This window comes from Shinella pollutisoli, assembly GCF_024609765.1.
GTDB classification, from domain to species: Bacteria; Pseudomonadota; Alphaproteobacteria; order Rhizobiales; family Rhizobiaceae; genus Shinella; species Shinella pollutisoli.
Genome location: NZ_JANFDG010000010.1, coordinates 75,275 through 90,140 on the forward strand (window position 1 = coordinate 75,275; position 14,866 = coordinate 90,140).

The following is a 14,866-nucleotide window of genomic DNA, read 5'->3' on the forward strand; positions in this document are numbered from 1 at the left end:
AACTCCGGCAGAAGCACGTAGCGTTTTTGCGTTCGCAATCGCGTAGAAACAAGGAAACGCTCCAGGGGAGGAGAGACATGTACGCAGCCGGAATGCGCTTCGGCCTCGGCGAGGAGATCGAGGCGCTGCGCGAGAGCGTGGCCCGCTTCGCCGAGGAGAAGATCGCCCCGCAGGCGGCCGAGATCGACCGCAGCAACGATTTCCCCATGCCGCTCTGGCACGAGCTCGGCGGGCTCGGCCTGCTGGGAATCACCGCGCCGGAAGCCTACGGCGGGGCGGGCATGGGCTATCTCGCCCATTGCGTGGCGATGGAGGAGATAAGCCGCGCCTCCGCCTCGGTGGGGCTCAGCTACGGCGCGCACTCCAACCTCTGCGTCAACCAGATCGTCCGCAACGGCAACGATGCCCAGCGCAAGAGATACCTGCCCAAGCTGATCTCCGGCGCGCATGTCGGCGCGCTCGCCATGTCGGAGCCGGGCGCAGGCTCCGATGTCGTCTCGATGAAGCTCCGCGCCGAGAAGCGCGGCGACCGCTACGTACTGAACGGCTCCAAGATGTGGATCACCAACGGGCCGGATGCGGACGTGCTGGTGGTCTATGCCAGGACCGATCCCGAGCCCGGCGCGCGCGGCATCACCGCCTTCCTGGTCGAGAAGGGTTTTGCGGGTTTCTCCACCGCGCAGAAGCTCGACAAGCTCGGCATGCGCGGCTCCAACACCGGCGAACTGGTCTTTGCCGATTGCGAGGTGCCGGAGGAGAACGTGCTGGGCGAAGTCGGGCGCGGCGTCAACGTGCTGATGAGCGGCCTCGATTACGAGCGCGTGGTGCTGGCCGGCGGGCCGCTCGGCATCATGGCCGCCTGCCTCGACGTGGTGGTGCCCTATCTGCACGAACGGAAACAGTTCGACCGGCCGATCGGCGAGTTCCAGCTCATGCAGGGCAAGCTCGCCGACATGTACGTGGCCTGCAACGCCGCGCGCGCCTATGTCTACGCGGTGGCGGCCGCCTGCGATCGCGGCGAGACGACGCGCAAGGACGCCGCTGGCTGCATCCTCTTTGCCGCCGAGGCCGCGACGAGGCTGGCGCTGGAGGCGATCCAGGCACTCGGCGGCAACGGCTATATCAACGACTATCCGACCGGCCGGCTGCTGCGCGACGCCAAGCTCTACGAGATCGGCGCCGGCACGTCCGAGATCCGCCGCATGCTGATCGGCCGCGAGATATTCGAGGAGACGCGCTGATGCCGGTCCTGCGCACGTCCGTCGACACCCGCAGCCCCGCCTTCGCGGCCAACCGCGCGGCGATGCTGGAGGCGCTTTCGGCAGTGGAGGAGGCGGCAAAGTCGGTCATGGACGGTGGCGGTGCGAAGGCGCGCGCGCGCCACGTCGCCCGCGGCAAGCTGCTCCCGCGCGAGCGGGTGGCGGGCCTCCTCGATCCGGGCTCGCCCTTCCTGGAGATCGGGCTCACGGCCGGTCATGGCCTCTATGACGGCGCCTCGCCCGGCGGCGGGCTGATCGCCGGCATCGGCCGCGTGTCGGGGCAGGAGTGCATGATCGTCTGCAACGACGCGACGGCGAAGGGCGGCACCTATTACCCGATCACCGTCAAGAAGCACCTGCGCGCGCAGGAGATTGCCGCGGAGAACCGCCTGCCCTGCATCTACCTGGTCGATTCCGGCGGCGCCAACCTGCCGAGCCAGGACGAGGTCTTTCCCGACCGCGATCATTTCGGCCGCATCTTCTACAACCAGGCGAACATGTCGGCGGCGGGCATCCCGCAGATCGCCGTCGTCATGGGAAGCTGCACGGCGGGCGGCGCCTATGTGCCGGCGATGAGCGACGAGACGGTGATCGTCGAGAACCAGGGCACCATCTTCCTCGCCGGCCCGCCGCTGGTGAAGGCGGCGACCGGCGAGGTGGTGACGGCCGAGGACCTCGGCGGCGGCGACGTGCACACGCGGCTCTCCGGCGTCGCCGATCATCTTGCCCGCGACGACCGCCATGCGCTCGCCATCGCCCGGCAGATCGCCGCCAACCTCCACAGGCGTAAGCCGGAACTGACATTGTCTAGCGGAGGCGAGGCCCCGCTGCACGATCCGGAGGAGCTGCTCGGCATCGTCCCTGCCGACACGAAGATCGCCTACGACGTGCGCGAGGTGATCGCCCGCCTCGTCGACGGCTCGCGCTTCGACGAGTTCAAGGCCCGCTTCGGCACGACGCTCGTCTGCGGCTTCGCCGCCCTCCACGGCCTTCCCGCCGGCATTATCGCCAACAACGGCGTGCTTTTCTCCGAGGCCGCGCTGAAGGGCGCGCATTTCATCGAGCTCTGCGCGCAGAGGAACATCCCGCTCGTCTTCCTGCAGAACATCACCGGCTTCATGGTCGGCCGGAAATATGAGGCGGAGGGCATCGCCAAGCACGGCGCGAAGCTCGTGACGGCGGTCGCCACCGCCGCGGTGCCGAAGGTGACGGTGCTGATCGGCGGCTCCTACGGGGCCGGCAATTACGGCATGTGCGGGCGGGCCTATTCGCCGCGCTTCCTCTGGACTTGGCCGAACAGCCGTATCGCCGTGATGGGCGGCGAGCAGGCGGCGGGCGTGCTCGCGACCGTCAGGCGCGAGGCGATCGAGCGGGCGGGCGGCGCGTGGAGCGCGGAGGAGGAGGCGGCCTTCAAGCAGCCGACCGTCGACATGTTCGCCCGCCAGAGCCATCCGCTCTATGCCTCTGCGCGGCTCTGGGACGACGGCATCGTCGATCCGCGCCAGACGCGCGACGTGCTGGCGCTCTCGCTCTCGGCGGCGCTCAACGCGCCGGCCGAGCCGACCCGCTTCGGCGTTTTCCGGATGTAGGAGGAGGAAAGCCCATGAAACGCGAATCAATCAATGCCAGGAACGCCCCCAATCCGCACGGCGGCTATTCGCAGGCGGTGAAGCTCGAGGGCTTCGAGCGGCTGCTGCTCGTCAGCGGGCAGATCCCCGTCTCGGACGACGACAAGGTGCCGGAGGGCTTCGAGGCGCAGGCCCGCCTCGTCTGGCGCAACATCGACGCCCAGCTGAAGGCTGCCGGCATGGCGAAGAGCGATATCGTCAAGGTGACGATGTATCTCTCCGACCGCCAGCACGCGACCGCCAACCGCGAGATCCGCAACGAGTATCTCGGCTCGCTCGCGCCGGCGCTCACCGTCGTCGTCTGCCAGATCTTCGATGAGCGGTGGCTCCTGGAGGTCGAGGCGGTGGCCGCGCAATAGGGGAGAGGCATGTTCCGGAAGATCCTCATCGCCAATCGCGGCGAGATCGTAGCCCGCGTCATCCGCACCGCGCGGCGGATGGGCATCGCCACGGTTGCCGTCCATTCCGACGCCGACCGTGACGCGCTGCATGTCGCGCTTGCCGACGAGGCGGTGCGGATCGGCCCGGCGGAGGCGGCGCGGAGCTATCTCGACATCGAAGCCGTCGTCGCGGCCGCGAAGGCGAGCGGGGCGGAGGCCGTGCATCCGGGCTACGGCTTCCTGTCGGAGAACCCGGATTTCGTGGACGCCGTGGAGGCGGCCGGCCTCGTCTTCATCGGCCCCTCGGCGCAGGCGATCCGCGCCATGGGGCTGAAGGACGCGGCCAAGGCGCTGATGGAGACGGCGGGCGTGTCCGTCGTGCCGGGCTATCACGGCGCGGTGCAGGACGCGGCCTTCCTCGCGCAGGAGGCGGAGAGGATCGGCTATCCGGTGCTGATCAAGGCGCGCGCCGGCGGTGGCGGCAAGGGCATGCGCCGGGTGGGCGATCCGGCCGGCTTCGCCGCGGCGCTGGAAAGCACGCGGCGCGAGGCGGAAGGCGCCTTCGGCGACGGCCGCGTGCTGGTGGAAAAATACATGGCGAAGCCGCGCCATATCGAGGTGCAGGTCTTCGGCGACCGGCATGGCAACGTCGTGCATCTCTTCGAGCGCGACTGCTCGCTGCAGCGCCGCCATCAGAAGGTGATCGAGGAGGCGCCGGCCCCCGGCATGACGCCGGAGACGCGCTCCGCGATGGGCGAGGCCGCCTGCCGCGCGGCGGCGGCGATCGGCTATAGCGGTGCGGGCACCGTCGAATTCATCGCCGACGTCTCGGAGGGGCTGCGGCCCGACCGTTTCCATTTCATGGAGATGAACACGCGCCTCCAGGTCGAGCATCCGGTGACGGAGGCGATCACCGGCCTCGACCTCGTCGAATGGCAGCTCCGCGTCGCCGCCGGCGAGCCGCTGCCCAGGCGGCAGGAGGAGATTTCCATGACCGGCTGGGCCTTCGAGGCGCGGCTCTATGCGGAAAACCCGGCGCGCGATTTCCTGCCGGCGACCGGCCGCCTCTCCCTCTTCGACCTGCCGAAGGACGTGCGCGTCGATTCCGGCGTGCGGGCGGGAGACGCGATCACCCCCCATTACGATCCGATGATCGCGAAAGTGATCGCCGATGGTCGCGACCGCGCCGAGGCGCTGGCGAAGCTGGAGGCCGCGCTCACCCGCTGCCATATCGCCGGCGTGACGACCAATGCCGCCTTCCTCGCCCGCCTCTGCCGTCTGCCGGCCTTCGCGGCGGGTGACGTCGACACCGGCCTGATCGCCCGGTCGGGGGAGGGGCTGCTCGTCGAACCGCCCCCCTCCGATGAGGCGTTCGCGCTCGCCGCCCTTGCCGCACTCGGCTTCCTCGCGGCGCCTGCGGGCCGCGACCCGTGGGAGCGCCTGCGCGGCTTCCGCCTGTGGGGGCCTGCGACGCAATCCGTCTTCCTGGCGTATGGGGCGGAAGAGCATGAGCTGCGCGTCACGCCCCGCGGCGAGGCGTTCGAGGTCGAGCGGGGCAGCGTGGCGGTCCGCCTGCATCTCCTCGCCTCGGACGGGCATGCTGTCCGCATCGACAGCGGCGGGCGCAGCCTTGCCGCGACCGTGCACCGGGAAGGAAGCGAGATCGCCGTCTTCCTCGACGGTGCCGCCCATGTCTTCTCCGTGCCCGACGATCCCGGCCACCACGGCGAGCCCGCCGCCGGCGGCGACCGGCTCGTGGCGCCGATGCCGGGGCTGGTGCGCATCGTCTCGGCCGCGCCCGGCGCCCGGGTTTCGCGCGGCGAGCCGCTCGTCACCATGGAGGCGATGAAGATGGAGCTCGTCCTCTCCGCCCCGCGCGACGGCGTGGTCGCGGGCGTTCCGGTCGCGGCCGGCGACCAGGTGGCGGAAGGGGCGCTTCTGCTGTCGCTCGAAGCGGAGGATGCGGCATGACGCGGCGTGTCGAGATCGTCGAGATGGCGCCCCGCGACGGGCTGCAGAACGAGACGGCGGTCATCCCCGCCGCCGACAAGATCGCGCTGATCGACCGCCTTTCCGCCTGCGGCTTCGCCCGCATCGAGGCGACGAGCTTCGTCAGCCCGAGATGGGTGCCGCAGCTCGCCGACGGCGCCGAGGTGATGGCCGGGATTACCCGCCGGCCCGGCGTCGCCTATGCGGCGCTCGTGCCCAACATGAAGGGCTACGAGGCGGCGAAGGCGGCCGGCGTCGACGCGGTCGCCGTCTTCCTATCGGCGTCGGAAGGCTTTTCCCGCGCCAATCTCAACTGCTCGATCGCCGAGAGCTTCGAGCGCGTGCGCCCGGTCGCCGAGGCCGCGATCGCCGATGGCATTGCGCTGCGAGGCTATGTGAGCTGCGTGGTCCATTGCCCCTATGACGGGCCGGTCGCGCCCGCGGCGGTGGCGCGCGTCACCGAAGGGCTGCTGCGGCTCGGCTGCCACGAGGTGAGCCTCGGCGACACGACCGGCCATGCCCGGCCGGAGGAGATCTCCGCGATGCTCGACGCGGTGCTCGCCGTGGCCGCCGCGGAAAAGCTCGCCGGCCATTTCCACGACACGGACGGGCACGCCCTCGACAATATCCGCGTCGGCCTCGCCCGCGGCCTTTCCGTCTTCGACGCCTCGGTCGGCGGGCTCGGCGGCTGCCCTTATGCGCCGGGCGCGCGCGGCAATGTCGACACGCTCGCCGTCGCCGACATGCTGATGCGGGAGGGTTACGAGACGGGGCTCGACAGGGAGCGGCTGGCGCGGGCAGCGGCCTTCGCGCGCCGCATTACCGGCAAGGAGGAAGAGCGATGAACTTCGAGACGATCTCGGTCGAAGTCGACCGGCGCGGTGTGGCGACGCTCACGCTGTCGCGCCATGCGCAGCACAATGCCATCTCCGGCCTGATGATGCGCGAGCTCACCGCCGCCGCCGGCCTGCTTTCGGAGGACGGCGCGGTGCGCGTCGTCGTGCTGACGGGCGAGGGCGAGAGCTTCTGCGCCGGCGGCGACCTCAACTGGATGAAGGAGCAGATCGCCGCAAGCCGCGAGGAGCGCATCGCCGAGGCCCGCCGCCTCGCGCTGATGCTGAAGGCGCTGCGCGACCTGCCGAAGCCGCTCATCGGACGAGTGAACGGCCAGGCCTATGGCGGCGGCGTCGGCCTCATCAGCGTCTGCGACGCGGCGATCGCCGTCGAGGGCGCCCGCTTCGGCCTGACGGAAACCCGCCTCGGCCTCATTCCGGCGACGATCAGCCCCTATGTGATCGCCCGCATCGGCCCGTCCGCCATGCTGCGGCTCGCCACCTCCGCCCGCCTGTTCGATGCGGCGGCGGCGCGCGACATCGGCCTCGTCACCGCCGTCGTCGCGCCGGATGCGCTGGACGCGGCTGTGGAGGCGGAGATCGTACCCTATTTCGCCGTCGCGCCGGAGGCCGCAGGCGCGGCCAAGGCGCTCGTCCATGCGCTCAGCCCGCCGATCGACGACGCCTTGATCGAGATGACGCTGACGCGGCTCGCCGACACCTGGGAGACGCCGGAGGCGGCCGAGGGCATCGCCGCCTTTCTCGAAAAGCGCAAGCCGGCCTGGGCGTCCGATCCTACTCGATGAAGACCCGGACACTCGCCGCGCGGCCGGCGGCGTCGATGACGGTGAGGGTGGAGAAGCCGGCGCCGTCCGGCGTCCATTGCAGCGTTCGGCGGCGCGAGGCCTCCGGCAGCACCTTGCCGTTGGCGAGCCAGCGGAACGGCGCGCGACCGCCCTGCAGCTTCAGCGCGAGCGGCATGATCTCCGTGCCGGCGGTGGCGCCGAGCTCCACATGCGCACCCTCCGGCGGATAGACGATCTGCGGCGCGCGCTCGCGCGTGCCGGTGGAAACGAGGCCGTTCTCGGTGGTGGAGAAGCGGCGAAGGCCCGCCGGCAGCTCGGACTGGGCGAGACGCACCGCACCGGAGGGCGCGCGCGGCAGCGCGGTGACGGCGATGCCCGACTTGGCGAAGGCCTCGAACAGGATGGGGGCGGCGGCACCATAGCCCGTCAGCCCCGGCACCGCACCGTTGTCCGCCCGCCCGACCCAGACGCCGAGCACGTGCCGCCCGTCATAGCCGACCGACCAGGCGTCGCGGTAGCCGTAGCTCGTGCCGGTCTTGTAGGCGATGCCGAGCCTTCGGCTGCCCGCCGGGGGCACGACGGCGGAGAGCACGTCCGAGACCTGCCAGGCGGCGACGGGGGAGAGCAGCGGATCGCCGTCGACGATCCCGGGCGTGCCGGAAATGCCGTCGCCGAGCCGCACCGGCATGCCGCGGTTGGCGAGCGCCGCATAGAGCTGCGTCAGGTCCTTCAGCGTGATGCCGAGCCCGCCGAGCGCGATGGCGAGGCCCGGCGCTTCCCCCTTCGGCAGGTCGGGCGAGACCGCCGCACGGCGGAAGCGCACCATCATCCGCGTCGGCCCGACCGCCTCCAGCAGCTTCACCGCCGGCACGTTCAGCGACATCTGCAGCGCCTTGCGCACGCTGACGTCGCCCTGATAGGTCATGTCGAAATTGCGCGGCCGGTAGCCGGAGAAATCGGACGGGCGGTCCTCGACGATCGTCTCCTGCGCCACCAGCCCCTCCTCGAAGGCGAGCCCGTAGATGAAGGGTTTCAAGGCCGAGCCCGGCGAGCGGCGCACGCGCGTCATGTCGATCCAGCCGGCGCGGCTTGCGTCGAAATAATCGGCCGAGCCGACCTCGCCGAGGATGGTGCCGGTGCGCGCATCCGCCATCACCATGGCGATCGAGATCTTCGGGCCGAGCCTTGCGGCGGCCTCCCTGGCCACGGTCTCCAGTCCCTCCTGCACGGCGCGGTCGAGCGTCGTGCGGTGGACGCCGGCCTTCGGGTCCTTGATGAGCGCGAGATGCGAGAGATGCGCGGCGAAGGCCGGCAATTGCCGGCGCCGGTCGGGCACGGCCTCGGCGCTCGCGCGCTCCGCTTCGCCCTCGCCGATCACCTCGGAGACAGCGAGGCGGGTGAGCACGCGCTCGCGCGCCTGTTCAGCGGCTTGGCGAAAGCGGTCCGGCCGGCGTTTTTCCGGCAGCTGTGGCAGGGCGACGAGCAGGGCGGCCTCGGCCACCGTCAGCCGCGCCGGCTCCTTGCCGAACCAGGCGAGGCTCGCCGCGCGCACGCCTTCCAGATTGCCGCCATAGGGGGCGAGCGTCAGGTAGAGGTCGAGGATATCGACCTTGCTGAGCCGCCGTTCGAGCTGCACGGCGCGCGCCATCTGCCGGAGCTTGGCGAAGACCGAGCGGCTTTCGCGCGGCTCGATCAGCCGCGCGACCTGCATGGAGAGCGTCGAGGCGCCGGAGACGATGCGGCCGTTCGCCACGAACTGGCCGGCGGCACGCAGGAGCGCCAGCGGATCGATGCCGCCGTGCTCGTGGAAGCGCCGGTCCTCGTAGGCGACGAGCATGCGCAGGAACTGCGGATCGACGTCCGCGGCGACCGTCTTCAGCCGCCAGAGGCCGTCGGGCGTGGCGAAGGCCCGCAGCAGCCTTCCGTCGCGGTCGTGCACCTCCTTCGAGACGACGGCGGCGACGTCCACCGGCGGCGGAAAGGCCCGGTCGGCGTAGTCGAGCCCGTAGGCAAGGGCGGCGAGCGCCGCCGCGCCCCCGGCCATGCCGACCGCGATCTTTCTCCACCGGGCCATGCCGTGCCCCTACTCGGCCGCCGAGACCTGCATGCGGCCGGCGGCGGTGCGGGCGGAGAACTGCGGACGGTACATATCCTCCACCTGCGCCGCCGGATGGTCGTAGACGCCGGGCGTCACTGCGCGCACCACATAGGCGAAGGTGATCTCGCGGCCGGAGCCCGCACTCCGGTTGAAGGCGGCGACGAAGCGGTCGTAGCGGAACTCGGTATGCGCCGGCTCCACCTCCTCCAGCCAGTCGAAATTGGTAAGCTTGGCGCTGTCGACGAGGCTCGGATTGTCGATCTCGAAGCCCGCCGGCAGGAGGTCGGTGACGATGATGCGCGACGGCCAGTCATTGTGCTCGGTCACCTTCAGCACGACGACGTAGCGCTCGTTCTGCACCGCCTCGGAGACGTTCGCCTCCTCGCCGTCGAGCGTGTAGTAGGTCCGCTCGATGGCGAAGCCGTCGCCGCCGGCCGGCAGCGGGTCGACGGGTGACGCCACCGTCGTCAGCACCGCCGAGACCGGCTCGCCGCCGCGGTTGGCGACGGTGAGCGGCGCGGTGAGCAGTGCCTTGCCGGTCATCTGCGCCGCATAGCCGCCGTCGCGCGCGGCTCCGTTCACCTCCAGCTTGAGGCCCTTGTCGGCATCCTTCATGCCGCGTGCGGCGAGCAGCATCCACGTCTGCTCCTGCGTCGAGGTGTAGCGTTTCCGCTCCCACTGCGCGGCGACGACTGTCGCGAGGTCGGGGATGATCGCCGGTGCCGGCCGCGTCTCGGCGGCGAGCGCCAGCACGGCGGCGGCGTCGCGCAGCGACGAGCCGTAGTCGTTGCGCGAGAGGCCGACATTGGTCACGTCGCGGGCAAGGCCGAGCGCATCGGCGAAGATGCGCGTCGCGCGCTGGCTGTCGCCGTAGAGCCCGAGCGCGCCGGCGATATGGGCGCGCGCGAGCGGGGTCGAGAACTCGGAGAGCTTCGTGTCCGCATAGTAGCGCAGGTCGCTGATCGCGGCCTTGCGGTTGCGGGCGAGCACGTAGAGCGCATAGGCGATCTCGTTGCCCTGGTCGCGCACGTTGGTGTTGTAGGAGAGCGCGTTCTGCAGGTTGGAGAGCGCCTGCACCATCGCCTCCTCGGGCACGGCGAACTTCTGTTCGCGCGCCCGCGTCAGGAAATCGGTGACGAAGGCGTCGAGCCAGAGGTCGCCGTAGGACGGTCCCCACAGGCCGAAGCTGCCGGAGGAGGACTGGTTGGCGAGCACGCGCCAGATCGCCTCCTGCACCCGCTTCTGCGTCTCCGTATCTTCCGGCAGGCCGGACTGGCTGGAGAGCTCGCTGAGATAGAGGAGCGGCAGCGCCCGGCTCGTCGTCTGCTCGGTGCAGCCGTAGGGATAGCGGTCGAGCGAGGTGAGAAGCGCCGGGATGTCGAAGGCGGAAGCGCGCGAGACGTTGAGGCTGACGGAGGCGCTCGCCGGCTGGCTGTCGACGAGAAGCTGGTCGTCGACCGTCAGGCTGCCGCCGGCGGCGATCTCGATCGTCCGCCGCGTGGTGATCGGCAGCGTCGCCGGGCGCACGGGAACGGAGAGCACCTGCTCCAGCGACAGGCCGTTGCCGGCGAGCGTCACCGTCACCTCGCCGTCGCCCGCCTCGCCGCCGACGAGCGGCAGCGTCAGCGCCGTCTTGCCGCCGGCATCGAGCCGTACCGTCTTGCCCGTACCCGTCTGCTCGACCATGGCCGAGGCATTGTGCGTGACGGAGACCGTGTAGTCGCCGGCCGGCGCGTCGGTGTTGGCGATGTCGAGCCTGAGGTTCGCATGGTCCCCGGGCGCCAGGAACTTCGGCAGGCTGGCGGTGACGACGACGGGATCGCGGATCACCACGTCCTTCACCGCATGGCCGAGGCCGGTCTTCGTCCAGGCGACGGCCATGACGCGGGCCGTGCCGTTGAACTGCGGGATGTCGAAGGAGACCTTCGCGCGGCCTTCCGCATCCAGCTTCACGGGACCGGCGAAGAAGGCGACCAGCTTCTCGGTCGGCGGATTGCCGGAAAGGGCCGCTTCGCCGCCGTCGCCGCCGGTGCGCAGCCGCCCGGTCGCGCCGAGCGAGCCGTCGATCAGCCGTCCGTAGAGATCGCGGATCTCGAGTCCGAGCCGTCGCTGGCCGAAATACCAGCCGGCCGGGTCCGGCGCCTCGTAGCGGGTGAGGTTGAGGATGCCGACGTCGACGGCGGCGACCGTCACATAGGCCTCCTCGTTCGCGCCCGCGCCGGTGACGGTAAGCGAAATGTCGAGCGGCTGGCGCGGCAGCGTCTTCTCCGGTACGTCGAGGTCGACGGCGAGCTTGCGCCCGGCCGGGTCGACGGTGAGCCAGGTGATGCCGATCGCCCGCATGGGCATGCGGCTCTGCTGTTCGGCGCCGGGACGGAAGAGCGTCGCCGTCACGTAGGAGCCGGGGCCCCACTCCGCGGTGATCGGGATCTCCACCTCGCCGCCGTCGGCGCCGATCGTCGCCGTCTGCGTGGCGATCAGGCTTTCGGCGCCGACGGTGACGAGAAGCTCGCCGGCGTGGCGCGGCGAGACCTTCAGCCGCGCCGTGTCGCCGACCTTGTAGCTCTCTTTATCGAGCGAGATTTCCAGCGCGTCCGGCGTCTCGGTCGAGCTTGCCTCGACATACCAGCCGGCGTCGAAGTCGACGCTGGTGGCGGGGCCGTCCGCCGCCGGGCTTTCCACCTCGAGCCGGTAGCGGCCCCAGGTGACGGGCACGGAGATGCGTCCGCCGTCGGCGGCGAGATCGACCGTGCCGTCGGCCACCTGCGTCGTCGACAGGACGGGCTCGTAGCGCCAGGCGCTGCCGTCGCGATACCACTGGTAGTTCCGCTGCAGGGCGAGCAGCTTCCAGGCGACGCCCTGCATGGCCTCCTTCGCGCCGTCCGGGGAGACCGCGACGACATGGAAATTGGCGAGGCTGTTCTCGCGGAGATCGCCCTTGAACTCGGGCTTTACGCCGATCATCGGCCCCGTCGCCCGGACGGGCAGCGTCAGCGAGCGCTCGACGGCGCGCCCGCCCGCCTCCATCATCCGCAGCGTCACCTGCGCTTCCAGGCGCTGCGTCGTGGCGGGCAGGTCGGTGACGGTGACCTCGAAGCTGGCATGGCCCTCGTCGTCGAGCACGTCGAGGCCTTCCAGCGCCGTACGGCTCTCCTCGACCTCCTCCTCGTCGGCGAGGCCGAAGACGTAGTCGGGGAAGGCGGCGGCGGTGCGGGTCGGCTTCAGCGCCATGTCGCCCTCGATCTCCAGGCCCGCGCCCGGCGCGCCGTAGAGATAGCGGCCCTCGACCGACACTTCCGCCGGTACCTCTGGCTCGATCTCCTTCGCCGTGCTGGTCATGTCGAACTCGATGCGGTCGGGCACGAAGTCGTCGACGAGGAACTGCTTCTCGCCGATGGCAGAACCCTTCGGGTCGGCGAAGACCTGCATCGTCCAGGTGCCGCGCATGCTGTTGGGCTGGAGCGCCAGGTCGACGGCATGGCCGCCGAGCGCGGCGCCGTCGCTGACGATGCGCCGGTCCTCGACGCCGTCCGGCCGGGTGAAGACGAAGGTGAGCGGCAGTTTTTCCACCGCGTTCGCCTCGATGTCGCGGGCAAGGGCCGCGGCATGCACCGTCTCCCCGGCGCGGTAGATGCCGCGCTCCGTCCAGGCGAGCACGTCGATGGCTCCGGGCGCGGGACGGCCGGTGACGCCGCGGTCGGACAGGTCGAAGCCGGCGCGCGTCATGTCGAGGAAGACGAAGTCGGACGGGCCGTTGCGGGCGAGGATCACGGCGGGGGTCAGCGCCGCCGTGCCGCGCATCAGGCCGGCGGTGAAGGTCGCGCGGCCGTCCTTGCCGGTCGTCGCCGTGCCCAGCACCTCGTTGTTGCGGGCGAGAAGCTGCAGCTCCACCCCTTCGAGCGGCCGGGCGCTGTCGAGCGAGCGGGCGAAGACGTTGAGGCCGTCCGTGCCGGCATAGGTCGCCAAGCCGACGTCCGAGACGACGAACCATTGCGTGGCCTTGGCATCCCATTCGTTCACCCGCCCGTTGGAGGCGGCGGCCGTCAGCACGTAGACGCCGGGCTTGCGCTCGGGCAGCGCCTCGTCCACGGGGAAACTGGTGACGACGTCCTTGTTGAGCTCGGGCGAGATCTCGATCTTGCCCTGCCAGACCAGCTCGCCGCTCTGGCTCTCGATGCGGTCGGCCGAATAGCCGTCGAGCTGGGTCAGGAACTGGCTGTCGGCGAGCAGCGGTGCGATGGCGCGGTCGCCGATGCGGTAGAGCTTCAGGTCGGCGCCGTCGGTGTTGACCGAGACGATCGGGATGCCGCGCCGCGCGCTGCCCGGCAGCACGAAGCTGTCGCCGGTGAAGCGCACCATGGCGCTGCGGTCCTGCACGTAGATGTCGAGGTCGACCGGCGTTTCCAGCGCTTCGTCCACGGAGGAGGGCAGGCCCGGGCGGAAGGTGAGGCGGTAGCGCTGGCCGTGGGAAAGGCCCTCGACGCAGATCTGCCGGTCCTTCGCCTCGACCGCCTTGGCGGGCGCGCCGTCGACGGTGACGAAGGAGGCGTAGTCGGCCCCCGCCTTCACCAGCGCCTCGGAGAATTCGGCGCAGGCGCGCGGATTGGCGCTGTCGGAATCGATCGTGTGGTTCACCACGCGGAAGCCCCGTCGGGCGCGCAGCGCCAGGAGCGCGGTGCGCACGGCGGGCTCTTCCCGGATCGCGAGGCTCGCCTTGTAGGCATTGATGCCGGAACGGTAGTGGCCGGCCTTGTCGAGCGCGCCGGCGAGTGCGGCGAGCGCCTTCGCGCGGCTCTCGGCGCTGCGGGAGAGCTGGTAGGCGTTGATGGCCGCATAGGCGCCCTGCATCGACAGATAGCTGTTGTCGGCGACGCGCCCGGCCGATTCCGCCGTTTCGATCCAGAGGTGGAAATCGTCGGGCGCGAGCGACAAGGCGCCGCGGTAGGCGACGAGCGCTTCCCGGAAGCGGCCGGAAGCGGTCTCGATCCGGCCGAGAGAGGCGAGGCTCTCGACGCCCTGTCCCTCGTGCTCGGGGGCGAGCGAAAGCTCGCTGCGGAAGGCGCGGGCGTTGCGCGCGAAGAACTCGGGCAGGAAGGAGAGCGCCGGCGGCGCGCCGATGTCGGCCGCGCCGTCGCTGAGCACGATGCGTCCGGCGACCGCGCCCGGGAACGGGTTCAGCGTGTTGAAGTCGCTCTTGAGGAAGCACCACCTGGCCTTCGGATTGTAGGTGAAGGCGCGGCAGGAGAGGTCGTCGATGCAGTCCGTCTTGCACTGGTCGAGCGTCACGTCCTGCACGGTGCGCAGGTCGAAGCCGAAATAGTCGCTGTTCTCGACGGTAACGACGGTGCGTGCATCCTCGGCCGCCGCCGGGAGCGGCGGGGAGAGGAGGGCGCCGAGGAGAAGTGCCGAGAAACCGAAGAATGCGCGTCTAGACATGACGTCCTCCTTGTCGCCGCCCGCCCCCGAGCCGCCCTCACTGTCCGGGGCCGGGGCGGGCTTGTCAACGTCGGACGAGCCGTCCTGCCGGCGGAAGAAGGCGGATGGAACCTGCTGCAAGACGTTTGACCGGGCGGCTTCCATCGTCCGCCGCCCGAAAAATCTTCGCCGCGCCGCCGCGTTAACCTTTTGTTAACCATATGCGCGCAGGATTGCCCAATGAACCGGTAAGACCGTCACATCGCTGTAACGGCGGTGCGCTAGGAAGAAGCCGGACACAGTAGTCGTGTTCCGCCGCCTTGACCACGGATGTACTGGCAAGGTCCGGAACACCTCCCGGCTCGACCGGGATGAGGAAGCGGGGGCATGACCCTCGCTTTTTTCATTGGTCCCTCCCGGCGATTGGGCTACGCATGGCCGTCGAAGCGGCCGCCCCG

8 protein-coding genes are annotated in these 14,866 nt (G+C 70.4%); 6 read left to right on the forward strand and 2 right to left on the reverse strand.

Features of this window, described 5'->3' with window-relative positions:
* Nucleotides 1-92: 92 nt before the first annotated feature.
* From NNZ72_RS10235 to NNZ72_RS10260, 6 genes are read left to right on the forward strand one after another with little or no spacing between them, the layout of a single operon-like run.
* Nucleotides 93-1,241, forward strand: a complete 1,149-nt coding sequence (locus NNZ72_RS10235) for an isovaleryl-CoA dehydrogenase (protein WP_306766257.1) — start codon at nt 93-95, stop codon at nt 1,239-1,241.
* Nucleotides 1,241-2,848, forward strand: coding sequence for a carboxyl transferase domain-containing protein (locus NNZ72_RS10240; protein ID WP_257315205.1), 1,608 nt, complete (start codon nt 1,241-1,243; stop codon nt 2,846-2,848). The genes NNZ72_RS10235 and NNZ72_RS10240 overlap by 1 nt, the downstream gene beginning before the upstream one ends.
* Nucleotides 2,849-2,862: 14 nt before the next feature.
* Nucleotides 2,863-3,246, forward strand: a complete 384-nt coding sequence (locus NNZ72_RS10245; RefSeq protein ID WP_257315206.1) for a RidA family protein — start codon at nt 2,863-2,865, stop codon at nt 3,244-3,246.
* A 9-nt stretch (nt 3,247-3,255) separates the two neighbouring features.
* The gene (locus tag NNZ72_RS10250) at nt 3,256-5,238 is read left to right on the forward strand and encodes an acetyl-CoA carboxylase biotin carboxylase subunit (RefSeq protein ID WP_257315207.1); all 1,983 of its coding nucleotides are present in this window, start codon (nt 3,256-3,258) and stop codon (nt 5,236-5,238) included.
* The gene (locus NNZ72_RS10255; RefSeq protein ID WP_257315208.1) at nt 5,235-6,101 is read left to right on the forward strand and encodes a hydroxymethylglutaryl-CoA lyase; all 867 of its coding nucleotides are present in this window, start codon (nt 5,235-5,237) and stop codon (nt 6,099-6,101) included. Before NNZ72_RS10250 ends, NNZ72_RS10255 begins: the two co-directional genes overlap by 4 nt.
* Nucleotides 6,098-6,895 carry a crotonase/enoyl-CoA hydratase family protein gene (locus NNZ72_RS10260; RefSeq protein WP_257315209.1) on the forward strand — a complete coding sequence of 266 codons (798 nt, stop codon included), beginning with the start codon at nt 6,098-6,100 and terminating at the stop codon, nt 6,893-6,895. Before NNZ72_RS10255 ends, NNZ72_RS10260 begins: the two co-directional genes overlap by 4 nt.
* Here NNZ72_RS10260 and pbpC read toward each other — a convergent pair.
* Both pbpC and NNZ72_RS10270 read right to left on the reverse strand, forming a co-directional pair.
* Entirely contained in the window at nt 6,885-8,969 is a 2,085-nt protein-coding gene (gene pbpC, locus NNZ72_RS10265; RefSeq protein ID WP_257315210.1) for a penicillin-binding protein 1C, read from the reverse strand. The genes NNZ72_RS10260 and pbpC overlap by 11 nt on opposite strands.
* A 9-nt stretch (nt 8,970-8,978) precedes the next feature.
* Entirely contained in the window at nt 8,979-14,429 is a 5,451-nt protein-coding gene (locus NNZ72_RS10270) for an alpha-2-macroglobulin family protein (RefSeq protein WP_257315211.1), read from the reverse strand.
* Nucleotides 14,430-14,866 lie beyond the last annotated feature (437 nt).

Bases quoted from the DNA above. Each gene is read 5' to 3' on its own strand.
- NNZ72_RS10235 (WP_306766257.1), top strand. From the start codon at position 93: ATGCGCTTCGGCCTCGGCGAGGAGATCGAGGCGCTGCGCGAGAGCGTG.
- NNZ72_RS10240 (WP_257315205.1), top strand. From the start codon at position 1,241: ATGCCGGTCCTGCGCACGTCCGTCGACACCCGCAGCCCCGCCTTCGCG.
- NNZ72_RS10245 (WP_257315206.1), top strand. From the start codon at position 2,863: ATGAAACGCGAATCAATCAATGCCAGGAACGCCCCCAATCCGCACGGC.
- NNZ72_RS10250 (WP_257315207.1), top strand. From the start codon at position 3,256: ATGTTCCGGAAGATCCTCATCGCCAATCGCGGCGAGATCGTAGCCCGC.
- NNZ72_RS10255 (WP_257315208.1), top strand. From the start codon at position 5,235: ATGACGCGGCGTGTCGAGATCGTCGAGATGGCGCCCCGCGACGGGCTG.
- NNZ72_RS10260 (WP_257315209.1), top strand. From the start codon at position 6,098: ATGAACTTCGAGACGATCTCGGTCGAAGTCGACCGGCGCGGTGTGGCG.
- pbpC (WP_257315210.1), bottom strand. From the start codon at position 8,969: ATGGCCCGGTGGAGAAAGATCGCGGTCGGCATGGCCGGGGGCGCGGCG.
- NNZ72_RS10270 (WP_257315211.1), bottom strand. From the start codon at position 14,429: ATGTCTAGACGCGCATTCTTCGGTTTCTCGGCACTTCTCCTCGGCGCC.